General features: G+C 59.5%; 22 protein-coding genes and 1 pseudogene. 18 read left to right on the top strand and 5 right to left on the bottom strand.

The window, feature by feature from the left end:
* Positions 1-98 precede the first annotated feature (98 nt).
* The 13 genes and pseudogenes from HKK52_RS19665 to pgaD all read left to right on the top strand — a co-directional run bounded on the left by HKK52_RS19665 (position 99) and on the right by pgaD (position 14,822).
* Entirely contained in the window at positions 99-527 is a 429-nt protein-coding gene (locus HKK52_RS19665) for a MarR family winged helix-turn-helix transcriptional regulator (protein ID WP_169372201.1), read from the top strand.
* The gene (locus HKK52_RS19660; RefSeq protein ID WP_169372200.1) at positions 524-2,596 is read left to right on the top strand and encodes an FUSC family protein; all 2,073 of its coding nucleotides are present in this window, start codon (positions 524-526) and stop codon (positions 2,594-2,596) included. The genes HKK52_RS19665 and HKK52_RS19660 overlap by 4 nt, the downstream gene beginning before the upstream one ends.
* Positions 2,593-2,802: a DUF1656 domain-containing protein gene (locus HKK52_RS19655; protein WP_054050271.1), complete on the top strand. Its 210-nt coding sequence runs from the start codon at positions 2,593-2,595 to the stop codon at positions 2,800-2,802. Before HKK52_RS19660 ends, HKK52_RS19655 begins: the two co-directional genes overlap by 4 nt.
* Positions 2,799-3,686: an efflux RND transporter periplasmic adaptor subunit gene (locus HKK52_RS19650; RefSeq protein WP_123516005.1), complete on the top strand. Its 888-nt coding sequence runs from the start codon at positions 2,799-2,801 to the stop codon at positions 3,684-3,686. The genes HKK52_RS19655 and HKK52_RS19650 overlap by 4 nt, the downstream gene beginning before the upstream one ends.
* Complete coding sequence (locus HKK52_RS19645; RefSeq protein ID WP_169372199.1) at positions 3,683-5,131, top strand: efflux transporter outer membrane subunit; 1,449 nt, start codon at positions 3,683-3,685, stop codon at positions 5,129-5,131. The genes HKK52_RS19650 and HKK52_RS19645 overlap by 4 nt, the downstream gene beginning before the upstream one ends.
* A gap of 82 nt (positions 5,132-5,213) precedes the next feature.
* Positions 5,214-5,849 (top strand): NADH:ubiquinone oxidoreductase subunit N, encoded by a 636-nt coding sequence (locus tag HKK52_RS19640; RefSeq protein ID WP_149661548.1) that lies wholly within the window; start codon positions 5,214-5,216, stop codon positions 5,847-5,849.
* 126 nt (positions 5,850-5,975) lie between these two features.
* Positions 5,976-6,239, top strand: a complete 264-nt coding sequence (locus HKK52_RS19635) for a hypothetical protein (RefSeq protein ID WP_169372198.1) — start codon at positions 5,976-5,978, stop codon at positions 6,237-6,239.
* Positions 6,236-6,397, top strand: a pseudogene (locus HKK52_RS19630) (NADH:ubiquinone oxidoreductase subunit N); the annotation flags it as partial. The gene HKK52_RS19635 and the pseudogene HKK52_RS19630, both read left to right, overlap by 4 nt.
* A gap of 304 nt (positions 6,398-6,701) precedes the next feature.
* Positions 6,702-8,207 carry a YdgA family protein gene (locus tag HKK52_RS19625; RefSeq protein WP_169372197.1) on the top strand — a complete coding sequence of 502 codons (1,506 nt, stop codon included), beginning with the start codon at positions 6,702-6,704 and terminating at the stop codon, positions 8,205-8,207.
* Between the two features lie 246 nt (positions 8,208-8,453).
* The gene (gene pgaA, locus HKK52_RS19620) at positions 8,454-10,934 is read left to right on the top strand and encodes a poly-beta-1,6 N-acetyl-D-glucosamine export porin PgaA (RefSeq protein WP_169372196.1); all 2,481 of its coding nucleotides are present in this window, start codon (positions 8,454-8,456) and stop codon (positions 10,932-10,934) included.
* A 12-nt stretch (positions 10,935-10,946) separates the two neighbouring features.
* Complete coding sequence (gene pgaB, locus HKK52_RS19615; RefSeq protein WP_169372195.1) at positions 10,947-12,944, top strand: poly-beta-1,6-N-acetyl-D-glucosamine N-deacetylase PgaB; 1,998 nt, start codon at positions 10,947-10,949, stop codon at positions 12,942-12,944.
* A gap of 1 nt (position 12,945) precedes the next feature.
* A complete protein-coding gene (gene pgaC, locus HKK52_RS19610) occupies positions 12,946-14,298 on the top strand; it encodes a poly-beta-1,6-N-acetyl-D-glucosamine synthase (protein WP_169372194.1) in 1,353 nt (450 codons plus the stop codon).
* Positions 14,295-14,822 (top strand): poly-beta-1,6-N-acetyl-D-glucosamine biosynthesis protein PgaD, encoded by a 528-nt coding sequence (gene pgaD, locus HKK52_RS19605; RefSeq protein WP_169372193.1) that lies wholly within the window; start codon positions 14,295-14,297, stop codon positions 14,820-14,822. The genes pgaC and pgaD overlap by 4 nt, the downstream gene beginning before the upstream one ends.
* Positions 14,823-14,982: 160 nt before the next feature.
* Here pgaD and HKK52_RS19600 read toward each other — a convergent pair whose 3' ends face one another.
* Complete coding sequence (locus HKK52_RS19600) at positions 14,983-16,512, bottom strand: FAD-dependent oxidoreductase (RefSeq protein WP_169372192.1); 1,530 nt, start codon at positions 16,510-16,512, stop codon at positions 14,983-14,985.
* Positions 16,513-16,653: 141 nt separating this feature from the next.
* Here HKK52_RS19600 and HKK52_RS19595 point away from each other — a divergent pair, with 141 nt between their 5' ends.
* From HKK52_RS19595 to HKK52_RS19575, 5 genes are all read left to right on the top strand, one after another.
* Positions 16,654-17,214 (top strand): YbhB/YbcL family Raf kinase inhibitor-like protein, encoded by a 561-nt coding sequence (locus tag HKK52_RS19595; RefSeq protein ID WP_169372191.1) that lies wholly within the window; start codon positions 16,654-16,656, stop codon positions 17,212-17,214.
* 89 nt (positions 17,215-17,303) lie between these two features.
* Complete coding sequence (locus HKK52_RS19590; RefSeq protein ID WP_169372190.1) at positions 17,304-19,013, top strand: vWA domain-containing protein; 1,710 nt, start codon at positions 17,304-17,306, stop codon at positions 19,011-19,013.
* A gap of 17 nt (positions 19,014-19,030) precedes the next feature.
* On the top strand, positions 19,031-19,612 hold the full coding sequence (locus HKK52_RS19585) for an RNA polymerase sigma factor (protein ID WP_169372189.1): 582 nt from the start codon (positions 19,031-19,033) through the stop codon (positions 19,610-19,612).
* Positions 19,609-20,229, top strand: a complete 621-nt coding sequence (locus HKK52_RS19580) for a hypothetical protein (protein ID WP_169372188.1) — start codon at positions 19,609-19,611, stop codon at positions 20,227-20,229. The genes HKK52_RS19585 and HKK52_RS19580 overlap by 4 nt, the downstream gene beginning before the upstream one ends.
* A 19-nt stretch (positions 20,230-20,248) precedes the next feature.
* Positions 20,249-20,521: a hypothetical protein gene (locus HKK52_RS19575; protein WP_169372187.1), complete on the top strand. Its 273-nt coding sequence runs from the start codon at positions 20,249-20,251 to the stop codon at positions 20,519-20,521.
* 581 nt (positions 20,522-21,102) lie between these two features.
* Here HKK52_RS19575 and HKK52_RS19570 read toward each other — a convergent pair.
* From HKK52_RS19570 to HKK52_RS19550, 4 genes are all read right to left on the bottom strand, one after another.
* Entirely contained in the window at positions 21,103-21,471 is a 369-nt protein-coding gene (locus HKK52_RS19570) for a hypothetical protein (RefSeq protein ID WP_169372186.1), read from the bottom strand.
* 35 nt (positions 21,472-21,506) lie between these two features.
* Positions 21,507-21,758 (bottom strand): hypothetical protein, encoded by a 252-nt coding sequence (locus HKK52_RS19565; protein WP_169372185.1) that lies wholly within the window; start codon positions 21,756-21,758, stop codon positions 21,507-21,509.
* Positions 21,759-23,873: 2,115 nt separating this feature from the next.
* Positions 23,874-24,113 (bottom strand): hypothetical protein, encoded by a 240-nt coding sequence (locus HKK52_RS19555; protein ID WP_169372184.1) that lies wholly within the window; start codon positions 24,111-24,113, stop codon positions 23,874-23,876.
* 42 nt (positions 24,114-24,155) lie between these two features.
* Positions 24,156-24,776, bottom strand: coding sequence for a hypothetical protein (locus HKK52_RS19550; RefSeq protein ID WP_169372183.1), 621 nt, complete (start codon positions 24,774-24,776; stop codon positions 24,156-24,158).
* Positions 24,777-25,428: the final 652 nt, after the last annotated feature.

Raw genomic sequence — 25,428 nt, 5'->3', positions numbered from 1 at the left:
TCAAAACTTGACCACCCTTTCCCTCGAATGCGATATTGATAGTTAGCAAACTAACAGTGTGTCATTCCCCCGTGCCAAAAAACCTCGACGCTCTCCAGATGAACATCAGCAGTGCCATGGTGGTGGCCGCCAGGCATTGGCGGAAGATCTGCCAGACCACGCTGGTCAATTATGGAATCTCCGAAGCCTGCGCCGTCCCGTTGTTGATGATCGGGCGTTTGGGGGAGGGTGTGCGGCAGGTGACGGTGGCGCAGGCGGCGGGGATGGAGAGTCCGTCCCTGGTGCGGTTGCTCGATCAGTTGTGCAACTCCGGCTATGTGCGCCGCACTGAAGACGCCCACGACCGGCGCGCCAAATGCCTGAGCCTGACCGACACCGGTCGCGAGCTGGTGCAAGCGGTGGAAGTCGAGTTGGTGCGTTTGCGTCATGAGGTGCTGGAAGGCATCGACCAGAGTGATCTGGAAGCGGCATTGCGTGTGTTGCGAGCCTTTGAAGCCGCCAATCCACCGCTGGTGATCCACCCTTGAGCGGTTTCTGGACAGGCGTTCCCCCGGCGCGGGACTGGTTCTACGGTGTGCGTACTTTCGCCGCGTCGATGATCGCGTTGTACATCGCCATGCTCATGCAGATGCCGCGTCCGTATTGGGCGATGGCCACGGTGTATATCGTTTCCAGCCCGTTTGTCGGCCCGACCAGTTCCAAGGCGCTGTACCGTGCGGTGGGCACGTTCATGGGCGCGGCGGCGGCGGTGTTTTTTGTGCCGATGTTCGTGCAGAGCCCGTGGGTGCTGGTGGTGATTATCGCGTTGTGGACCGGGACGTTGCTGTTCCTGTCCCTGCACTTGCGCACCGCCAACAGCTACGCCTTGATGCTCGCCGGTTACACCTTGCCGCTAATCGCTTTGCCGGTGCTGGATAATCCGCTGGCGGTGTGGGACATCGCCGAAGCGCGGACCGAAGAAATCTTCCTCGGCATCGCCGTCGCCGCGGTGGTCGGCGCCATGTTCTGGCCTCGGCGGCTGGCGCCGGTGTTCAACGATTCGGTGAATAAATGGTTCACCGATGCCTCGACCTACAGCCTGCGTTTCCTCACTCGCGAGGTGAAACCGGAAGAAGTCAGCGCTTTGCGTTCAGCCATGGTCACGACCTTCAACAGCCTGGAATTGATGATCGGCCAGTTGCCCCACGAAGGCGCGCGGCCGCAAACGGTACGCAACACCAAGGAACTGCGCGGGCGAATGATCCACCTGCTGCCGGTGATCGATGCCCTGGATGACGCGCTCTATGCCCTCGAACGCCGCACTCCCGAGCTTGTGGATAAGTTCGCGCCGCTGCTGACCGCGACCACCGAATGGCTTGAACACAAAGATGCTGATCTCGAACGCTGGCAAGCGCTGAAGGATCAAATCGACGCGTTGCAACCGAGTGCCGAGGCGCTGGACGATCGCAAGCAGTTGCTGTTTTCCAACGCCTTGTATCGCCTCGGCGAGTGGATCGATTTGTGGCAGGACTGCCGCAGCCTGCAATACGCCATCCAGTGCGAAAGCCAGGACAGTTGGCGCGCGGTGTATCGGCACTGGCGCCTCGGTCGCCTGACGCCGTTTCTCGACCGTGGGCTGATGCTCTATTCGGCCTTGTCGACAGTCAGCGCAATCATTGTCGCCTCGGTGCTGTGGATCCTGCTCGGCTGGACCGACGGCGGCAGCGCGGTGATTCTGGCGGCGGTGGCGTGCAGCTTCTTCGCTTCGATGGACGACCCGGCGCCGCAGATCTTCCGGTTCTTTTTCTGGACGGCGATGTCGGTGTTGTTCGCCAGTCTTTATCTGTTTCTGGTGCTGCCGAACCTGCACGATTTTCCGATGCTGGTGCTCGCGTTTGCGGTGCCGTTTATCTGCATTGGCACGCTGACGGTCAAGCCGCAGTTTTACCTGGGAATGCTGCTGACGCTGGTGAACACCTCGTCGTTCATCAGCATCCAGGGCGCCTACGACGCGGACTTCCTCAGTTTCTCCAACTCCAACCTGGCCGGGCCGATTGGCTTGTTGTTCGCCTTTGTCTGGACGTTGATTGCCCGACCGTTCGGCGCAGAACTGGCGGCCAAACGCCTGACCCGTTTCAGCTGGCGCGACATCGTCAGCCTCACCGAACCGGCGACCTTGTCCGAACACCGCAAGCTTGGCGTGCAGATGCTTGATCGGCTGATGCAGCACTTGCCGCGTCTGGGCCTGATCGGCCAGGACACTGGCGTCGCCCTGCGCGAAGTGCGCGTGGCGCTGAACCTGCTCGACCTGCTCGCCTATACCCCGCGGGTGCTCGGCGTGCCGCAAGTGCTGTTGCATCAAGTGGTGGCGGAAGTCGGCGAGTACTTCAAGGCCTGCCTCAAGGCTGGCGAGCGTTTGCCGGCACCGAGCCCGTTGCTGATGACCCTCGACCGCACCCGTCGCGCCCTCAACAGCGAGTGCGATGACGAAGCCCGGCTACATTTGCTGCACGCCTTGAGCGGACTGCGCCTGGCCTTGTTGCCCGGGGTTGAATTCGTCGGCACGGGCGCACTCGAAGAACCGCTTCCCCATGGCATCGATGGAGCGCCTTTATGATCGGTGATCTGGATATCAGCGGGGTGTTCCTGCCCACGCTGCTGGTGCTGATGGGCATTACCTACCTGTTTTACCTGTTGGTGCACGGGGTGCTCACGCGCCTGCACTTTTACCGTCTGGTCTGGCACCGGGCATTGTTCAACGTGGCTCTCTACGCTTTGCTGCTCGGCGCCGTGGACTCACTCAGTCGATACCTGATGACATGAAAAAACCTTTTTTGACCATTGGTCGCGTGCTGCTGACCCTGCTGATCGTGTCCTTCGCCGTCGTCGTGGTCTGGCGCATGGTGATGTACTACATGTTCGCGCCCTGGACCCGGGACGGCCACATCCGTGCCGACATCGTGCAAATCGCCCCGGACGTGTCCGGGCTGATCCAGCAAGTGCAAGTGCGCGACAACCAGTTGGTGCAACGCGGCCAAGTGCTGTTCAGCATCGACCAGGACCGTTTCAAACTGGCCCTGCGCCAGGCGAAAGCCGCCGTGGCCGACCGCGAAGAAACCCTGGCCCAGGCCCAGCGCGAGGCCAAGCGTAACCGTGGCCTCGGCAATCTGGTGCCGGGCGAGCAACTGGAAGAAAGCCTGTCGAAAGTCGCCCGCGCGCAATCGGCCTTGTCCGAAGCGCTGGTGACGGTGGACAGCGCCCAGCTCAACCTCGACCGCTCGACCATCCGCAGCCCGGTGGACGGCTACATCAACGACCGTGCGCCCCGCGCCCAGGAATTCGTCACCGCCGGGCGCCCGGTGTTGTCGGTGGTGGACAGCAACTCGTTCCACATCGACGGCTATTTCGAAGAAACCAAACTGGACGGCATTCACGTTGGCCAAGGCGTGGATATCCGGGTGATCGGCGACCGCGCTCGCTTGCGCGGGCACGTCGAAAGCATCGTCGCCGGTATTGAAGACCGCGACCGCAGCAGTGGCAGCAACCTGTTGCCCAACGTCAACCCGGCGTTCAGTTGGGTGCGGCTGGCGCAGCGGATTCCGGTACGGATCGCCTTCGACGACGTCCCTGCGGATTTCCGCATGATTGCCGGGCGCACCGCGACGGTGTCGATCATTGATGACAAGACCGAGGAGCCGGCGAAATGAGCAAAGCCTCGGCTTTGGCGGTGGCCGGGTTAGGCCTGTTGCTGTCGGCGTGTCAGGTGGTCGGGCCGGATTATCATTTGCCGGACGACGCCGCTGTGCACCGCGAAGATTTGCAGGGCAATCTGGCGGCAAACGGCAAAGATGTCGTTTCAGCGCCGGTGCCTGGCGATTGGTGGCGCTTGTATCAGGATCCGCGTCTCGATCAATTGGTGCAGCAGGCCATGACCACCAACACCGATTTGCGCGTGGCAGCGGCGAACCTGTCCCGGGCCCGTGCGCAGGTCGATGAAGCGCAAGCAGCGGGCGGCTGGAGCGGCGGCGTGAAGATGGGCGCCCAGCGTTTGCAGGAGTCCGGCGAAGCGTTCCTGCTGCCGGAAAAAGTACCGGTGGCCAACGTCGGGGACATTGGCATTACCACGTCTTATCAATTCGACCTGTTCGGCACCTTGCAGCGTGGGATCGAGGCGGCCAAGGCCAACGCCGACGCCACGCAAGCCGCTGCGGATACGGCGCGCATCACGCTGGTGGCCGACGTGGTTCGGGCCTACACCCAAGTCTGCGCAGCTAATGAAGAGCGGGAAATCGCCCAGCACTCCCTTGATCTGCAAGCCCAGAGCACCACCCTGACCCAACGTCTGCGTGATGCCGGGCGTGGCGATGAAACCCAGGTCACTCGCTCGCAAACCCAATTCAAATCCTTGCGCGCCGACATGCCGCGCTATGAAGCGTCCCGTCAGGCCGGGTTGTTCCGTTTGTCGATGCTCTTGGCCACACCGCTGGATCAACTGCCGGCAGGCACCGACAGCTGCGCCGAACTGCCGAAGATTGCGCAATTGTTGCCGGTCGGTGACGGCGCCACGCTGCTCAAACGCCGGCCGGATGTGCGTCAGGCCGAGCGCCGTTTGGCCGCCGCGACCGCCGGCATCGGCATCGCCACCGGCGAGTTGTACCCGGACATCAGCATCGGCGCGTCCATCGGCACCGTCGGCCTGCTGGAAAACCTCGGCAAACCGTCGGCCAATCGCTGGGGCTTCGGCCCATTGCTGAGCTGGACCGTGCCATCCAACGGCTCCCGCGCCCGAATCCGCGAAGCCGAAGCCTCGACCCAAGGCGCGCTGGCGCACTTCGACGGCGTGGTGCTCAACGCGATCCGCGAGACCCAGACCGGCCTCGCCCAGTACTCCGCGCTGCTGCAACGCCGGGATGCCCTAGCCGATGCCGAGCAGTCGGCACAACTGGCGGCGGACCAGACCCACCGCTTCTTCCAGGCTGGCCGCGCGTCGTTCCTGGCCGACCTGCAAGCCACCCGCACCTACACCGATGTCACAGCACAACTGGCAGCGGCCAACACCCAGGTTGCCATGAGCCAGATCGATTTGTTCCTCGCACTGGGCGGTGGTTGGGAAAGCGGACGAACGCAAGCGTCACAGCCCGGCAAACCCTGAGGCCGTTGCTATGCTTTGAGTTGACGGGGTCGCGTGACGATCCCGTTAATCAAGGCTCGCGTTGGTCATGGGGACTCTAATAATGAAAAACCCATATGCTCCCGGCTTCTGGTGCGCTATTGCGGCATTGGTGTTGCTGTCGGCCACCTATTTCTACGGCATCATGCTCGCCCACCAGATCGACAAGGCGCTGGTGTTCCTCGACAGCGCGGCGGCACTGATTGCCGTGATGTCCATCGTCGTGGTCGCCTGGGCTTCGGTCCAGGGCACGCGCATCAAACGAAGACACCTCGAACAAGGCAAAACCCTGGTGCTCATTTGGGACACCAAGGTCGCGCTGCGCCGGGTCGAAACCGTGTTCGACCGCTATTTCTGGGGCAGCTACTGGCAACCGGGGCGCACGTTCCAGGAAGTTATGGGCGAACTCACCGGCACGCCGCTGGAAAAAAGCCTCGAAGCCCTGAAAACCCAATGCCTGGCCCTCGATAAGCAAGTCACCGAAGAAGGCTGGCACTGGCTCAACAACGCCCGCGAACTCTCCGACGTCGCCAACGCCATGGCCCGCGAACGCTATCAACTGGACTTCTGCGACCCACGTGCGGAAATCACGGGCGGGGCAGTGATCAATCGGGATTTTGAAGTGCTGGTCTATACGTGGACGGCGCGGCTTAAAAGCTTTGATCATCAGTTGGATGAGATTGAAGTGCAGTATTCATGAGTAATTCCGGAATAGGGAATGAACCTTTAATTAGAAAAAAATATAAAAAACTGTCAAATATGACAGATGATTACTTTTTTACAGAAAGTGATCATGTACGCTCCTAACCACGCAGGAGCAATTATCATGGCTTTCAGTGACAATTCCTTCAAAAATGTCTCATCAGGCGCTGCTCTGGAGCTTCACGAAGTTGCGAGTACGAGGCCTGGCGATACCGGTTCAAAACGAACTGGAACATTTGTCTCCGCAGCCAATGGAACATTAACTATTTATTGGACTACTTATTCAAAAAACCTTTCGATTTCCTATTCAAAGTTACTGGATGTAACTGTAGGTCGTAAGATACTCAATGAGGACGGGTCCTTAACAGAGAAACCGTTTTATTATTGATCCGCGAACGCTATCAACTGGACTTCTACGACCCGCGTGCGGAAATCACGGGCGGGGCGGTGATCAATCGGGATTTTGAAGTGCTGGTCTATACGTGGACGGCGCGGCTTAAAAACTTTGATCATCAGTTGGATGAGATTGAAGTGCAGTATTCATAATTTTTGTCGGCTGGACTGACGCCTTCGCGGGCAAGTCGCACCGCTCGCTCCTACAGGGGATCGCAATCTTCTGTAGGAGCGAGCGGTGCGACGATTCGACTTGCCCGCGAAGGCGTTTTCATGACTGCTGAAACTCTCGACCCCCGCCACCTGTCCATAGACACTCTTTCACCTTTAATCATTAAGCCCTCCCGCCCAGCAAATGCTAATCTCCACCGCACTTTTGCGCAGTCGTGACCACGACCCGTCATGGGTTCAGGGAAGACGACCACTTTTTCAACAACGGACATTGATCGGGTAATTCATGAATAAATCAGCAGGCGTGCTTCTTGGGATTGTCGTCGCCATAGGTGCCATCAGCGCCGGCGGTGCCTGGTACACCGGCACTAAACTGGAAGGCGTGCTCAACGCCTCGGTTGTAGACGCCAACAAAGAACTGCAAACCGCGCTGGTCGGCTCCAATGGCACGGCGACCCTGGAACTGGTGTCCGTGGAACGTGGCGTGTTCAGCAGCACCGCGCATTACCGCCTCAAGGGCGAAGGCGAGATGTTCGGCGGCGCGCCGGTCGAATTGCTCTTCGTCGACCGTGTCGAACACGGCCCGCTGCCGTTTTCGCGCCTGGCTTCGTTGAAATGGTTGCCGGTCATGGCCACCAACCACTTCGAGCTGGAAAAGACCCCGACCACGGAAAAATGGTTCGCCGCGGCTAACGGCCAATCGCCGGTCAAAGGCGTGGTCAACATCGGTTACGACAACTCCACCAACGGCAATTTCGAATTGCTGCCGCTGGAAGTGGCGCTGGATGACAAGTCCAGCCTGAAGTTCTCCGGCCTGAACATGGACGTCGACGCCAGCGCCCAGGCCCAGAAGGTCAAGGCCAACGGCTACATGGACAGCCTGAAGCTGACCACAGTGTCTGAAGATCAGGCGCCGGTGACGGTCGAGCTGAACGGTCTGACCCTGGCCAGCAACCTGGTCAAAAGCACCTACGGCTACTACACCGGTGAAAACACCCTCGAGCTGACCAGCAGCAAGACCACGTTCGGTCCCAAGCAGTCGATCGTCGGCGTCAACAAATTCGAAATGAAGAACCACACCGAAGAATCGGGCACCAGCGCTTCCGGGCGTGCCGATTACAAGGTGGGCGAAATCACGTTCAACGGCAAAACCGTCGGTTCGGCACAGATGGCCATGAGCCTGAAGAACCTCGACATCCCGTCGACGATGTCGCTGATGCAGATTTACCAGACCAAGCTGCAGCCGTATGAGAAGGCTGCCACTGAAGCCGCTGCCGCCGGTCTGCCGGCCCCCGAGCTGAACCTGACCCCGGAAGAAGAAACACAGGTCAAGGCCGGCCTGGAAAAACTGCTGGCCGCCGGTCCGCAGTTTGCGCTGGAAAACCTGTCGTTCAACACCGCCAACGGTGAAAGCCGCGCCAACCTGGTGGTCGACCTGACCAAGCCAGCTTCCATGGACCTGCCGCCGGATCAATTGGTCCGTCAGTTGATCGCGCTGCTGGACCTCAATCTGCAAGTGTCCAAGCCAATGCTCGTTGACCTGCTCAGCGTCCAGGCGCAAGCCGATGGCCAGACCGACGCCAAGGTCATCGCCGATCAGGCCACGGCCACCAGCGACATGTTCAGCAGCATGGCCGTGGGCACGCAACTGGCCAAACTGGACGGCACCAACGTCGTCACCAAACTGCATTACGCCAACAATCAGGTGGAATTCAACGGCCAGAAGATGACCGTCGAGCAGTTTGTCAGCTTCGTGATGAGCAAACTCGGTGGTGCTGGGCAAGTCCAGTAAAACCAAGGGCTGTACCCCGAACGCCCGGCCTCTGCGCAACGCAGACGTCGGGCGTTTTGCTGTCCGGCGTTTGATCAGGGCCAAGTGATATTACGATTCTGAATAAATATTGCGTTCTTAAGAGCGGGCTCCCTACGCGTGCAAGACTGCGCCCCGACAAGCTGGCTGGGTCCTGTCGATCCGGCTTTCCGTACGAATGGGCAAGGGGGCATTGCGACCCGGCTGGCCGTGGAAGGATGCTGACGAATGCCGCGTTTTGCAGGTCCCTTTATTCATCGTGGCTTACGCCCGTTGTTTCGCGTGGCGCTGTGCAGCCAGTTGCTCTGGCCGGCGCTGGCGTTTGCCGACACGCCTTACGACCAGATGGTCCGCGATGCCCGGGCGGGCAATTACGCGCCTGCACTGACCGTACTGCGTCAGGTGCCGCTGAACCAGGCCACTGCCGGCCAGGTCAGCGATCACTTGCAGATCGCCAATTGGGCCGGCCTGGACGCCGAAGTGGTGCAGGTCTATGAAACCCAGGGCCGCAACCGGGCGCTGCCGATTCAGGCACTGACCGCCACCGCGCGGGCCTATCGCAACCTCAAGCGTTGGGACTCGGCGACCAAGGTCTACAACAAGGCCCTGGCGCTGGAGCCACAGAACCCGGACCTGCAACTCGGACTGGCCCTGACCCAGGCTGACGCCGGCAAACCCGACGAAGCCGTGACTCGCACCAAAGCCCTGGTGGCCGCCAAACCGGACGACCCTGCCCGGCGTCTGGCGCTGGCCTATGCCTTGACCCGTGCCGGCAAACATTACGACGCACTGTTTGAATACGACCAGGCCTTCATCCGCGCCGGCAGCAAGCCTGACGTCGCCCGCGAATACGTGTTTGCCCTGCAACGCGCGCGCCTGCCGGAACCGGCCTTGCGCCTGGCCAAGCAACGGCCGGGACTGATCGATCCGGTGCATCTGCGCCTTATCGAAGGCGACCTGGCTGCCGAGCGCGTGCGCCTGGCGGAACTGGCCACCCGCAGCGAAAAAGAACGCTATGTCATCGCTGATCGGGCACTGGCCGACTACGACCAATTGCTCGCCACCTGGACCCCGAACCCGACAGCCCACGACGACGTCACCCGCTGGCGCATCGACCGCATGGGCGCGCTCAAGGCCCGGGCGCGCACCGCCGACGTGATCAGCGAATACCAGACGTTGATCGGCGAAGGGGTGAAGATTCCGACCTATGCCCTGCGCTGGGTGGCGTCGTCCTACCTGGACCAGCGTCAGCCGGAAATCGCCGCCGACCTCTATCGCCAGGTGCTGGTCGCGTCGGACGCCGATGTCGGCGATCGCCTCGAAGACAGCACCGCGCTGTATTACGCGCTGCTCGAAAGCGATAAGGCCGACGAAGCACGCAAGGTCGCCGAGGACCTGGCAAAAGCCCAGAAACCACGGGTCGAACTCAAGGGTTTGCCGGTGGGCAATCCCAACGATGAATGGATGGACGCGCAGCAACTCGCCGCCCAGGCCGGGACCTACGGCGCCGACCTGCCGTCCGGCGAGCAGCGCTTGCAGACCTTGGTCGATCAGGCGCCGGGCAACATCGGTTTGCGCCTGGCCCAGGCCGATCTGTACCTGGCCCGGGACTGGCCACGCCGCGCGGAATTGCAACTCAAGGAAACCGAGAGCATGGTGCCCCGGGACACGGGCCTCGAAGTGGCCCAGGCCCACACCGCGATGGATTTGCAGGAGTGGCGGCAGATGGATGCGTTGACCGACGACGTGGCCGCGCGTTTCCCCGACAACCGTCAAGTCCAGCGTTTGCAGCGTCAGCGTGAGGTGCATGACATGGCCGAGCTGCGGGTGCAGAGCTACGGCGGCAAGAGTTATGGCGGTGGCAGCAGCGGCGCCGGTGCTGTATCGGGCAGCAAGGATTTCGGCATCGAAACCGTGCTCTACAGCCCGCCTATCGAAGAAGACTGGCGCGTGTTTGCCGGTGTCGGTTACGCCACCGGTGATTTCCAGGAAGGCACCGGGCGTGATCGCACCCAACGGCTCGGCGTCGAGCGCCGCACCCGTGACATGACCCTGGAAGCGGAAGTCTCCAATCACAACTTCGGCTACGGCAACAAGCAGGGCGCGCGGCTGTCGATTGCTCGCGATATCGATGACCACTGGCAGTACGGCGGCAGCGTCGCTTATCTCTCGGCGGATACCCCGTTGCGGGCCTTGAACAGCGACGTCACGGCCAACGGCGGCAGCGGGTTTATCCGCTGGCGCGCCAATGAAAGCCGCGAATGGAAACTGGCGGTCAGCCCGTCGCATTTCAGCGACGGCAACAATCGCGTTGAAGCGTTGTTGACCGGGCGCGAGGGCGTCTATACCGCGCCGAAAGTGCAAGTCGACCTCGGCCTGGAAGTCGGCACCAGCCACAACTCCGCGTCCGAAGACGTGCCGTACTTCAACCCCAAATCCGACTTCAGCGTGCTGCCGACGGTGAACGTCAACCACGTGCTGTATCGCCGCTACGAAACGGCCTGGAGCCAGCAATTCCAGGCCGGTGCGGGTACCTACAGCCAGCGCGATCACGGTACTGGCGGCATTGGCCTGCTGGGCTACGGCCAGCGCTACAGCTGGAACGACGTGTTCGAGGTGGGCGGCTTGTTGACCGTGATCAACCGGCCCTACGACGGCGACCGCGAAACCGATCTGCGCCTGCTCGTCGACCTCACTTACCGCTTCTAGAAGAGTTTGAAGATGCCTTTTATCTCGCGTTTCATCCTTCTGCTGGGAGCGCTGCTGGTCAGCGCCTGTGCCCAGCAAGCCCCGGCGTTTACACCGCCGTCCGAGCGCCCGGTGCCGGCCAACGAAAAGCCGTGGCCGAAAAACCATGTGCTGGGGATTGCCTACCACGACGTCGAAGACCGCGACCCCGATCAAGCCGTGGTGGCCGTGCGCACCGAACGCATGATCGAGCAGCTTGCCTGGTTAAGGGAGAACAACTACAAACCGGTCACCGTCGACCAGATCATCGCCGCGCGCAACGGTGGTCCGGAGCTGCCGCCCAGGGCGATTCTGCTGAGTTTCGACGATGGTTATTCGAGCTTCTACACCCGCGTGATGCCGGTGCTGCGCGCCTACAACTGGCACGCGTTACTGGCGCCGGTCGGGGTGTGGATTGATACGCCGCTGAACCAACCGGTGGATTTCGCCGGCACACCACGCCAGCGTTCGGACTTCCTGACCTGGGAGCAGATTCGGGAAATCTCCAAATCCGGGCTGGTGGAAATCGCCGCGCACACCGATGCCAGCCACAAAGGCGTATTGGCCAACCCGCAAGGCAACCTGCAACCGGCCGCCGCGACCCGTCGCTACGACGCGCTCGCGGGTCGCTACGAAACCGAAGCCGAGTTCCAGGCGCGGATGCGCAGCGACGTCGCGGCGATCACCGAGAAGATCCGCAAAGTGACCGGTTACAAACCGCGAGTCTGGGTCTGGCCTTACGGCGCGGCGGACGGCACTTCGCTGCAAGTGGTCAGCGAGCAGGGCTATAAAATGGCCCTGACCCTGGACGACGGCCTCGATGCCCTCGACAACCTGATGAGCAGCCCGCGCTTCCTGGTGGCCTCGGACCCGGACGGCGAGCATTTCGCCAACAGCATCGTCTCGGTGCAGGCCGAATCGCCGATGCGTGTAGTGCATGTGGATCTGGATAACGTCTACGACGCCGACCCGGCGCAGCAGGAAATCAACCTCGGCAAGCTGATCCAGCGCATGGCCGACATGGGCGCCAACACCGTATTCCTGCAAGCCTTCGCCGACCCGCAAGGCGATGGCCTGGTGCACTCGCTGTACTTCCCCAACCGTCACTTGCCGGTACGCGCCGACATCTTCGACCGCGTGGCCTGGCAGTTGCGCACCCGCGCTCACGTCAAAGTGTTTGCCTGGATGCCGGTGCTGAGTTTTGCCCTGGATGCGAACCTGCCGCGGGTGACGCGTTGGGACCCGAAAACCGGCACCACATCGGTGGACCCGGACCAGTACAAACGCCTGTCGCCATTCGACCCGAACGTGCGCCGAATCATCGGCGAAATCTACGAAGACGTGGCGCGCCTGACCTCGGTCGACGGCATTCTTTATCACGACGACGCGGTGCTGTCGGACTTCGAAGACGCCGGCCCCGAAGCGCTCAAGGTGTACGCCGCCAACGGCCTGCCAGGCTCGATAGCGACGCTGCGCGACGACCCGGCCACGCTGCAACGCTGGACGCGGTTCAAGAGCCGCTACCTGATCGATTTCACTAAAGAACTCACCGCCAAGGTCCGCGCCATTCGCGGTCCGCAGGTGCTGACCGCGCGCAATATCTTCGCCGAGCCGATGCTCAATCCCCAGAGCGAAGCGTGGTTCGCGCAGAACCTCGACGACTTCCTCGGCACCTACGACTGGACGGCGCCGATGGCCATGCCGCTGATGGAAAAACAAAGCCACGCGCAATCCGGGCCCTGGCTCGAAGCGTTGGTCGCGACGGTCAAGGCCCGCCCCGGCGCGCTTGAGCGCACGGTGTTCGAGTTGCAGGCCAAGGACTGGACCAAGCAAACCGATTCCGACATCGACGGCGCGCAGCTGAGCGACTGGATGGGCCGCCTCAAGCGTCAGGGCGCCACCAGTTTCGGCTACTACCCGGACAACTTTCTCGAGAACCAGCCGGACCTGAAAGCCGTGCGGCCCGCGCTCTCCAACAAGTGGAATCCATAACATGCTGGATAGACTGCTGGCCCTGCTGGTTCTGGCGATCGTCCTGGGGATTCCCCTGGGGCTGATCTTCCTGGTCACCGGGCAATTCCTGATGGACTTCGTGTTCTTTTATCCCCTGTTCATGTCCGGGCTGTGGATCGCCGGCGGCCTGTATTTCTGGCTGCACTGGGAGCGGCACTGGCCGTGGAAGGACGACACCTTGCCGCCACCGCTGGCCGGCGAACCGCTGATTTCGATCCTGATCCCTTGTTACAACGAAGGCGACAACGCCGCCGACACCATTCACGCGGCGCTGGCCCAGCACTACCCGAACATCGAAGTGATCGCGATCAACGACGGCTCCAAGGACAACACTGCCCAAGTGCTCGATGCCTTGGCGGCGCAGGATCCGCGCCTGCGGGTGCTGCACCTGGCGGAGAACCAGGGCAAAGCCGTTGCCTTGCGCATGGGCGCCATCGCGGCGCGCAGCGAGTATTTGGTGTGCATCGACGGCGACGCACTGCTGGCGCCGAACACGGCGGCGTATCTGGTGGCGCCAATGCTCGATAACGCGCGCCTCGGCGCCGTCACTGGCAACCCGCGAATCCGCACCCGTTCGACCCTGGTGGGTCGGGTTCAGGTCGGTGAATTCTCGTCGATCATTGGTTTGATCAAGCGCACACAACGGGTGTTCGGGCGGATTTTTACCGTCTCCGGGGTGATCGTCGCGTTCCGCCGCACGGCGCTGAACCGGGTAGGTTACTGGAGCCCGGACATGATCACCGAAGACATCGACATCAGCTGGAAGCTGCAACTCGATCACTGGAGCATCTTCTACGAGCCTCGTGCGTTGTGCTGGATCCTGATGCCGGAAACCCTCGGCGGCCTGTGGAAGCAGCGTCTGCGCTGGGCCCAGGGCGGCGCTGAAGTGTTGTTCAAAAACATTCGCGGCATCTGGCAGTACCGCCATCGCTACCTGTGGCCGCTGTTGTTCGAATACTGCTTGTCCACCGGTTGGGCCTTCACTTTCCTGCTGTCAGTGATTTTCTGGGCCGTGGGCAAATTTGTCGAAATGCCCGAAGCCATCGCCGTGCACCACCTGCTGCCGCCGGCCTTTACCGGGTTGCTGCTGGCGATGGTCTGCCTGTTGCAGTTCGCGGTCAGCATCCTGATCGACCGGCGTTATGAAAAGGGCCTGGGCAAGACCATGTTCTGGGTCGTCTGGTATCCCTTGATGTTCTGGTTGGTCAGCTTGTTTACAACGCTGGTCAGTTTTCCAAAAGTGCTGTTCGGTCAGCATCAGAAACGTGCGCGCTGGGTCAGTCCGGACCGGGGTATCAAGCCGTTGGACGATGAGGAAGAGGTCATCAAATGAAAATCATCAGAACCCGTCAGCGGCCTTTTCTGGTCGTGATCGATGCCTTCTTCACGGTGCTGGCCTGGATCGGTCTGCTGTATTTGCTGGTGCGCGGCTTGTGGCCGCTGATCGATACTCACGACGGCCCGCGTATTGATGCGTCAGTGTTTGACGCCCTCGGCACGTTGCAGATTTATCTGTGGGTGGCGCTGTTGAACGCGGTGATCCTGATTACCTGGGCGCGTTACCAGCATCGCAAAAGCAAGAGCTACGCCCAGCGTCGCCTGCCGGCACCGGTGGTGGACGATCATGGTTTGAGCAAGAGTTTCAAGTTGACTGGCGATCGTCTGGAAAAGCTGCGCACCCTGGGCTCGATGACGATTCACAATGATCAGGAAGGCGATGTCAGCCATGTGGTCACTCACTACTTCCCGATGGATCCGGCGCTGAAATCCGCACCGCTGGCGCCGCTGGAACATCCGTTGGTGATTCGTTTGCCGGCGGAAGATGACGAAAACAGAGAGCCGGTGAGTCATCTCTAACGCTGGCCTGCACTCACCTGTGGCGAGGGAGCTTGCTCCCGCTGGAGGCCGAAGGACTCCCAATCTCGACAATCGCGCTCTTTCTGATAGAACGCGGTCACCGATTTTGCGTCTGCTGCGCAGACGAGCGGGAGCAAGCTCCCTCGCCACAAGGTCGTTGTTAGCTCAGGTCTCGCACCAACTGCCACGCCTCATCCACCGGCAACGGCTGTTTCATCCGCTCCGCCAACATCGCCATCGCCCGCTCTTCATCGCAGGCCACCGCCGCCACCACCACCCCGTGCTTACCAAACAACCCGATAAACGGCGGATGATTGGGATCACCCTTGAACTCAACCTCATCCCAACTCTCGGCATGGCCCAGGTAGTCGTAGTTCTTGCCGAAATGCCAGGTCCAGAAATACGGCACGTCGAGGTAATGCTCATCGCCGCCCAGCATGTTGGTGGCCGCGATCCGCGCCTGTTGTTGCGCCAGGCGCCAGTGCTCGATCCGTTGCGGCTGGCCGTTGAGCGGGAAGGTGGCGATATCGCCGACGGCCCACAACCCATCGCTCACACGCATGCCGCCGTCGACTTTCAGCGATTGGTCTTTTTCCTTGGCCAGCTCGGTAAACACTGCGGTGGCCGGGGTGACGCCAATCCCGACCAGCACCAGATCCGCCGATAAACGCTGGCCATTGTCCAGAATCACCGCTTCGACCTTGCCTGAGCCTTCGATGGAAGCGACCTCGCCGTCGGTATGAAAAACCACGCCATTGGCCACATGCCGGGCGCGGATCGCCTTGCCGACGGTTTCACCAAATTGCGCCGCGAAAGGCACGGCATGGCGAGCGAGCACGGTCACGTCCAAGCCGTAGGTGCGCAGGGCCGAAGCCGATTCCAGGGCAATAAAGCTGTCACCGATGATCACGGCTTTTTGCCCGGGTTTAGCTGCGTCGAGAATCCGTTCTGCCTGATCTTTCGAACGCAACAGAAAGACCTGCGGCAAGTCAGCGCCGGGCAACTCCAGAGGTTTGGGGATACCGCCAGTGGCCAGCAATGCGGCGTCGTAGTTCAGGGTTTGGCCGTCGGTCAGTTTTAAGCTTTTGTCTGGCGCATTGAGGCTGGCCACTTCACCGCGGATGCGTTCGATGCGTTGTTTGCGATAAAAATCTTCGTCGCGCAGGGGCGGGATTTCTTCCGGCGGCATCTCCCCGGCGATCACGAATTTGCTCAGCACGGTGCGGTCGTAGCCGGCGTCGGCTTCCCGGTCGATCAGTTGTATCCGGCCGCCGAAGCCTTTTTCGCGCAAGGCCGCCGCTGCGGCGGTACCTGCGGCGCCCGCACCGACGATGACAAAGGTTCGCTCATCGTCTGCGGGCGGCGTATGGGCGTCGACCATCGGTTGATCGTCGACCCAGACCTCGTCGTCGCGTATTTCCAGCGGGTAGCGCATGAGGCCATCCAGTGACGGCGGTTCACACAGCGCCCCGTCCTCGATCCGATAGGCTGCCTTGTGCCACGGACAGATCAGCCGCCCGTGACACAACGCGCCCTCGGCCAGCGGCGCCCCGGCGTGAGGGCATTCGCCCTGGAAGGCGCGCAACTGATCACCGACCCGCAGCAAAACAATTTTGGTGTCATCGATCCGGACTTCCAGACCCCGGTTTTCCGGCACATCGGCGAAACGGGCGACACGATGCAGGGCCATGAGCGCTCTCCAGGCAGGTGTTTCTCTATTGAGTTTGGCCCTTATCCCGAGGTTCAGCCCAATTCCCACTGCCACCGCGCGAACGGTACGGCTATAGTCTGCGAGCCGACGACGGCCTAACCCGCACAAGGTGCTCCGGTAATGACCCGATTGACCTCTCTGAACCCTTGGCTGGCGGCCGTTGCAGTCGCCCTTTGCGTGCAAATGCCCGTGCAGGCCCAGGAACGTTTCACCCTCAATATCCCCGGTGTCACGGACGATCGATTGTTCACTTCGGCAGCCGCCAGCGATGCGCCCAATTGTGGCGGGCACAACCAGTCGCCAGCCCTGAACTGGAACGCCGGCCCGGCGGGCACCCTCAGCTACGCCATCGTCATGCACGACCCCGACGGCGCGAAAGGCCAGGGCGTCGATCACTGGGTGCATTACGGCATCAAGCCGACCACCCATCAGATTGCGGCCGGTGTCGGCGCCAAATCCGCACTTGAAGGCGTCGGCGGCACCAACAGCAAAGGCACCACGACCTATATCGGTCCTTGCCCACCGATTGGCGACAGTGCGCACCACTACATCATCCAGATTTACGCCCTGGACCTGGCGCCGGATGCCTTGCCCGCCGGCCTGACCCGCGCGCAATTGCTGGAAAAAATCAAAGACCACGTGCTGCGAAACAGCAGCGTGGTGCGGCGTTATCACCGCTGAAAATTCTTTTTCCAGCGGTTTAACCCGAACCGGATGGGCTGACCGTCTCAGAGGATGAATGGATCATTTTCCTCCTGAGGTCAGCCCCCATGTTCCTCCCTCTGCATTTCCTCCGTCCGGCCGCTCATGGTTTCGCCATTGGCTTGTTGCTGGCCGCTGCCGGTTGCGGTGTTTCGTCCAAGCCTGATTCGGCTGTGGTTGCGCCGCCGTCACCGTCATCGGCCCAAGGTGAGTTGAAAACTGAAGCGGTGGCGCCGAGTCAGGCGGTCATGGCGGATGCGACGATGGCCAAGCGCAGCGTGCGTGCGGCGCCGATGGCAATGTATGCACCTGAGCCTTCGGCACCGGGCTATCAAGATGAGCAGCGCGAGCAGTATCAAGCGTTGGCCGACAACCCGATCCACAGCGTGGCCGAAGCGCCGGTCTCGACCTTCAGCGCCGATGTCGACACCGGCGCCTACGCCAACGTCCGCCGTCTGCTGAATCAGGGACGCTTGCCGCCTGAAGGTGCGGTACGGCTGGAGGAGATGGTCAATTACTTCCCCTATGATTACGCCTTGCCCACCGATGGCTCGCCGTTCGGCGTGACTACGGAGCTGGCGCCGTCGCCGTGGAACCCGCATACCCGGTTGCTGCGTATCGGCATCAAGGCCTCGGACCGCGCAGTGGCAGAGTTGGCCCCGGCGAACCTGGTGTTTCTGGTCGACGTGTCCGGCTCGATGGACCGCCGTGAAGGTCTGCCTCTGGTTAAAAGCACGTTGAAGTTATTGGTCGATCAACTGCGCGAGCAGGATCGGGTGTCATTGGTCGTCTACGCTGGCGAGTCTCGTGTCGTGCTTGAGCCTACCTCTGGGCGGGACAAAGCGAAAATTCGTACAGCCATCGACCAATTGACTGCGGGCGGCTCCACCGCCGGAGCATCGGGCATCGAACTGGCCTATCAGATGGCACAACAGGCGTTCATCCCCAAAGGCATCAACCGCATCCTGCTGGCCACCGACGGTGACTTCAACGTCGGCATCAGCGACTTCGACAGCCTCAAGCAAATGGCGGTGGATAAACGCAAGACCGGCATTTCCCTGACCACCCTGGGGTTTGGTGTGGATAACTACAATGAACACCTGATGGAACAACTGGCCGATGCCGGCGACGGCAACTACGCCTACATCGACAACCTGCGCGAGGCGCGCAAGGTGTTGGTGGATCAACTCGGCTCGACCCTCGACGTGGTGGCGAAGAACGTGAAGCTGCAAGTGGAATTCAACCCGGCGCAGGTCAGTGAATATCGACTGTTGGGCTATGAAAATCGCGCGTTGAAGCGTGAGGATTTTAGTAATGACAAAGTCGATGCCGGGGAAATCGGTGCAGGGCATACGGTGACGGCGTTGTATGAAATTGTCCCTGCTGGTGAGAAAGGGTGGTTGGAGCCGTTGCGTTATGGCAATTCTCCGTCAGTCTCTTCCGGGAAATCCGGGGAAATGGCCATGCTGCGAGTGCGATATCAGCTGCCGGAAGGTGGGAATAGTCGCTTGATCGAGCGGCCGATCACCTCTAGCTCAGCGCCTGCCAGTGATGACCTGCGTTTTGCGGCGGCCGTGGCGGCGTTTTCCCAGCAGTTGAAGGACGGCCGCTACACCGGAGATTTCAGCCTCAAAGACACCGAAGCCCTGGCCCGTGGCGCTCGGGGCGATGACCGCTTCGGCCTGCGCGCGGAGTTTGTGCAACTGGTTGAGTTGGCGCAGAGCTTGCGGACTTCGACCGCATCGAATCAGGTGTCCAATGCCAACCGTATCGAGTGAAAGGGACCATCGTTGATATGACTGCTCCTGAAATGAGCACCGACGCCGGCAGCGACGAATCGCTGCTGGCGCGCTATCGATCCGGCGACGGGCCGGCGTTCGAGATCTTGTACGCCCGCCACCGTCAGGGACTTTATCGATTCCTCCTCGGCCTTAGCGGCAAAGCCGAACTGGCCGAAGAGGTCTACCAGGACACCTGGCTGAGCCTGATCCGCAGCACCAGTCAGCCACAAGGCCGGGCGAACTTTCGTACCTGGCTCTACCAGATTGCCCGCAACCGACTGATCGACCACTGGCGCAAACATGGCATCCACAACCCCCTGCACGACAGCTACGACGAACAGGCCCATGCCGTGATCGACAACACCGCCGACCCCGAACAACTGCTGAGCCTGAACCGCGACTCCCAGCGCCTCGAAACCGCCCTGCAAACCCTGCCCGCCGACCAACGCGAAGTCTTCCTGCTCCGCGCCCACGGCGACCTCGACCTGCCCCAAATCGCCACCCTCACCGAAACACCGCTGGAAACCGTCAAAAGCCGCTTGCGCTACGCCCAGCAAAAACTGCGTCGGCTGCTGGCCGAGGAGGTACTGACATGACTGACGCCCGCTCTAACAAAGATGACGAAGTGTTGAAGCACTATCGCGAACACAGCAACGATGGCCCGCCGTCGCATCTCGACGCGTTCATCCTCGCCACTGCCCATCGGGAAGCGCCCGTGCGTAAACCGAGCCTGTGGCAGCGTTGGGTCCAGGCCTGCCAGAAACCCCGTTGGCAGGTGGCGTTTGCCAGCCTCGTTGGCGTCGCCCTGATGTTGGCGCTGGTGCAACGCACGCCCGAGCAAGAGCCGCAGTTCGACTCCGCCCCGGCGCCCAAAACGTCATCCTTTGTAGCCAAGAAAGAAGCCCCGTCACCGATTGCACGTTCGTTGTCCGCCCCCGCCGGCGCGTTATCCGCCCCTGCACCCGCCGCGCCCATGGCTGATTACGCCGCGCCCGCCCAGAGCGAATCCATCAACGCGGAAATGGCCGACGAAGCCAAAGTCAGCAAACGCGCCGCTGCTCCGGTGAAAAACCTCGACGATCAACTGCGTGAAGTCCTGCGCCTGCAAAACACCGGTCAAACCCAAGCCGCCGATGAACTGCTCAAGACCCTGCACAAACGCTACCCCAACGAAAACCTCACCACCCGACTCAAGGCCCTGAAGAAAAACTGAGCCCCGACCCTCCACCCATTTGGCAACCAGCCCCGAAAGCGCGCACTATCGGGGCATAGCCGATGCGTTGGAGGAAGCCGTGGCGAAAAAAATCGATCGCATCGCCCAAATGCTCAACTGCCCGAAGAAAGGGGAAGAGTTGAGGCGGGGAATTATTGAGAGTCGTAAGGAATTTCTGCTGAACAAGCAGGAAGGAGGCGTTCCTGAGGAAGATGCCGGGGAGGATGAGGTGTTGGAGGAGGGGGACGAGGACGATGAGGAATATGACGAGTTTGATTGGACGACTGAATGATAAAAAAACCGCTTAGGCGGTTTTTTATTGGCTTCAGTTATTCGGCTAAACCGAACAACTGAATCTTTCAGCATCTTGCTCGTTCTGAGGGATCGAGCACCCACAAAAAAGCCCCAAACCCTACGGGCCTGAGGCTTTCTCGTTTCTTCTATATGGTGCCCAGGCGTCGTTTGAACTGGAGGCTGTGAAGCCCGGTTTATAAGGGTGCGGCTGGTAGCATTTTGGGTAGGCATACACGTGGGCATACAGGGTGCATCGCGCTGCTTCCTTTGACGTTCTTTGAAAGGCTCGATCATTAGTCATGGTGACGAACGGTTGTAGGCACGTCCTGGTGATTCTCCAGCACGGCATATCCACCTCTATTCGTAACAAGAGAAATGGGCTGTGAGGATTCGCCGCCATCTATGGAGATGCGAACCTCCAGACTTTGATCCTCGAAAGAACGAAGCTCTTGTATCAATTGTGCGACGGTTTTGCCGCGACCGATCCATTCTGGGGTCATACGTATTCCAAACAAAGGTATGCATTGGTGGGAATATCAGAGGTTTTGTTGAGCGAAGGCGTTACCGGGGTAAGCAGGATCAAGTGCGAAAAATCCCATGATCCTCGGCCCATTTGCCGTACGCGCTAGCACCCATATTCTCAAAGTCTGGGAAAACGCCGAACTCGACAGATTGAAAAAAGCCAAGGCAATGACTCCAATCGGAGTCGCTCGGATCGTCCACGATCCAGCACTCGTAACCCAACGACTTCCAGTCAAGCTTAGGGTCTGAGTTGGATACCCGCAGGAGTTCCTCGGCAATACGCTCTGTCCACGCAATTGCTTCACCTGCAGTGGAGGCCGCGACGTAAATACCTGTGGATGACTCGCAGTCTTCAATGATGCCTTTTTGAAACAACGTCCAGCGTTCGGGTTCGTGGTAGGTGAATCCTATGAGGAATTTATTCATGTTGAATCCTTTTGGTTCTGCCGCTGCCAGCAGCGTTACCGTGCTTTCGCGGACCTCAGTAATCGGGTAAAGCTGGAAATTGCGAGATGTATGTCATCTTGGGTATCTCCGTCCCACTCCTCAACCGTTTCCAGCTCTGCTCGTAACCTGGCAATACGCTGTTCGATCTCTTCGATTTCAGGGGCACCACATTGCTTAGCGATTGCCTGCCAACCGTCATCAGAGATTTTTTCCTGAACAGATAAGCCGGACCGGGCATCTGCGATTAGCTTATGGAGGTTACTCATCTGAAATCTCGGGTGGGTTACAGAAAAAGGCGCTGGGGACCCTGACGATATCCTGAGGATACGGGGTCGGAAACCCGCGACATCTTGGTAGCGACAGTTTCATCAGCTTACTGAAATTTCAACGTTGAAATTGAAAGGATATTGAAGAGAAAAGGGCATCGTTACCGCAACGGTAAAGATGGGCTTACGTGTTGTTGATAGCGAACGGTTGCGCCTCGTCAACCTTGGGGATGGTGTCGACTACGTCAACCTGTCAACCAACGTAGAAAACCTGGCCGCTAACACGATTTGGCGGGTTCTTTGCCCCGTACCCATTCGAAATGACCAGGGGCCCCGACGAGGTACCAAGCGATAGGGCAAATGCACAGGTAAACAGCAGTTCACCAGGTTCACCTGTTCACTAAGCTGTGCACTTTTCCGCTAACACGATCACGCGGGTTTCCGACCCCGTGCGTGTCTCATCGCCTCAGGGGCCCCCCTGCTCCCGTTTTGAATCTCCTCGCTGGTGGAAGTCAATTCTCATGGGGAGTGGGGCAGGTACCTGTCAAATGTGGTGTAACTCGTGTTACAGGTGTAACGGTTCTAGTTAACTATTTGAATTTAAAGATAAATATAGGGTTACACGCCCTGATAGCGTTCCGTGTTCATGGTGTAACGAAGACGAATTCGTGTAACGCTTTCTGTAGCGAAGCCAAGGAAAATCAGCGCTACTTAATCCGACAGCGCGGCGCGGGAATAATGAGGTCGGACCGGATGTAGTGGGCATGTTGCAAATGGCCTTGAAGCTGGCACCGGTTACTGCTCTACACTGAATCTGCCAATGCCAGCGGTCTCGGCAAAGGGCTATTAACGTCTGGCTTTCCCAAGTACGCAGCACGCACAACTGCCGTTGCATACTAGGCGGGGTTTTTTGGACCAAAAAAAACCGCCTCGGCCGAAGCCGAAGCGGCATACCTCTCAGCCATTACTGACTTTTGAAATAGTCTCGCAGCAGTTCAAAGACGTGATGCACACGTACACAAACCACCACGATATCCCATGCATGCTTCAAATGTTTCAACATGCTAGGCCCTCCCGTAGTTGGGCCATACCTCCAGCGCGCTTATCCCGGAACACGCGCGCCTTTTGGAAACACACCAAGCGTTCCCTGTGAGATGGCTAAGCCGATGGCCTCTTATTTCATCCGGCACAGATTCCTAGGCCCGTGTTGAGAGGTCCAGATTCACGCTCAGATGAACGCGGATCTGGCCCGATGTTAACGAATTTTTTTCGGCCGTGGTGGGACGAATCGGCGCATTGAGCGGTTAGGAGGGTGGGTTTTTCGCTGGAAGCGAGGGATTACAGGGCTTTGGCTGGAGAAGATTATTTTCAGGATTTTTTGGTTAAAGTTTTTTTTGCTCAAAAAACAGACAAAAAGCCGCCAGCCCTTGTCCGCCGCCGCCTCTGCGCGCCGCCGTCAAACTGACGGCAGGGTGACGTCACACCGCTAATCGTTAATTATTGCGCGAGGTGGCACCAGCTTGTAATCTCTTGTGCACACCAAGCGTTCCCTGTGAGCGAGCCAGCCCGGCCCCTAACCGGACTGGCATGAAAAGCCGCCCTCCTAAGGCGGCTTTTTTTTTGCCTGTCGTTTGCCTGCGTGACATCTAACAACTCGACGACAATCCCCCTAAGGCCCACAGCGTCGGCGTACTTGGCCAGGGCCTAAGGCTTTTCCAGATCCGCAATGGTTCACGCCGCGAGCGCGCCGGAATCAGCCGTGCCGTGGGGCCACCCAGGCACACGACAGCACCTACTGCTGATCATCTCCAGCCACCCGGCCGACCACCACGTCACAAATCACGTGCTGGCTGACCAGGGCTTTTAAGGTGTAGTCGTGGATCGCTTCGCCAGTCATGCACCGAGCGCCACCGAGAGCGGCTGGAAGGCCCGGTCAAATACCAGGTACAGTCATTCAATGTCGCCCGGGTGGAGGTCTGGACGGCAAACCAGAGGGCCGGGTCTTGGTAGACCAGTCCTGGCCTTTATGATTGCCGCGCCGCCCCAAAAAGGCCTCCGCACTGGGACAAAGTGTGGGGGCCGACTCACCATAAGCGGCGTTACTCGAACGCGGCATCACTCGCCCGGCTCTAGCCGATCCTCCGCGTCCCGTTCGGCCTGTTCAACTGCGCGCGCCAGTTCGGTTGCCTCGCTCTTGTCAATGGCGCCGACGGCTTCTAGGGCGGCGAAATACCCAGCCGCGTAGGTCTTGCCCCACACCACGTCATCCAGCGACTCAGACAGGGCAATGTCTTCGACCTGCTCGCGGGCTCGCGCCAGGATGCGGGTACGTTCTTCGTAGGTATAACTTGGCATGGCGAGGGTTCCGTTGTGTTGGCTACTTTGGGCCTGTTTGACTCAGCCGAGAGTGGGCTCTCGCAAGCGACTTTTCCTTTCCAGCTCATCTAAATGGGCTATCACTTCGCTCATGTTCTTATCCCTGTCCCATTCATCTGGCAGAGGTTCGCCAACTGGTAGCCCTGCATATGAACGAAGTTTCTTCACTATGTCAGATACGTGCAGTCCCAATACGGCATACCCCCGCCTCCTTGTCCAAAAATATTCAGGGTGATCCGGCGGATCGTAATTGAAGTCTTGGATCCCTCGAAGCTTTCCATGAAGCTGATCCTGTTGATCGGGAATCCTAAGAATCGAATACATCAAATCTTTGGGTAACAGCCTCCAATCAACATCAAGCTCCAGCGGACGAAATATTGGGGGGGGAGTAGTGGCTTGAGAGTGACCATCTTGGCCCGCCGGTTGCCCGTGCCAAGTGCCATCGTCGATGCAAACGTCGAAGCATTCAGTTGCGAACCGATCCAAATGGGAAACAACGATAATTCCTAGATAAGTCGTGGCTTGGTTAACGCTCTTACGCTTGACCCACCACTCTTTAATCAGAACGAAGGAGTTACCGAGCAACACGCCACTGATACCAGCCACAGCCGAAATGATTGCTGAAACGTTCCCTGGATCCATAAGTCCTCTCCGTGGATTGAGTGTAATAAACCCCGATTGTGGGACCCACCGATCAACAAGGTGCGGGTGCGCAACTCTACGCCACAAAAAAGACACTCTAGTCCCAAATCTGTCCCATATGGAGGGGGTTAGGACTCCAAAAACCACAAGACTAGACTTTCTCTAAAAAAATCAAGAGCTTGCGTTTGCTAAATGTGGCGGTAAAGGAGAGATTCGAACTCTCAATTTTTATAAGTTGTAGCGGTTAACTCCACCCTGACGCCCTACGACGCTTTAAATCCTTAGTCGCCTACACAAATGTATTGATTCGAGCGCACATTCGTAGCTGAGCGCTTACTGACCGATTGCAGGTGTTTACGGTCGGCGGCTATCGGCCAAATGCAGCCGTCAATCTCGACTCTGAATCAGAGGGCGCTCACTATTTGCCCACTTCGACACCCCTAGCTTCTGCAGTCAGAAGATCTGCACTGATAGGTCGAATTCATTTAAGTTTTGAGGTTGGCGCGTAGATATCTGTTGCTTCGGTATGTCATTATCGAAGGGCTCGGAGCTTTCATACCCTCATCTCGATATGCCTCTCCTGACGTTTTCTCTGATTGGCTACCAAGCGTCATAGAAATTTTCGGGAAGAATATCCACAGCATGGAGCTTG

This window comes from Pseudomonas sp. ADAK2 (assembly GCF_012935755.1).
Taxonomy (GTDB): domain Bacteria; phylum Pseudomonadota; class Gammaproteobacteria; order Pseudomonadales; family Pseudomonadaceae; genus Aquipseudomonas.
The sequence above is the reverse complement of the archived record's forward strand: the minus strand, read 5'-3'. Positions and strand labels throughout refer to the sequence as shown.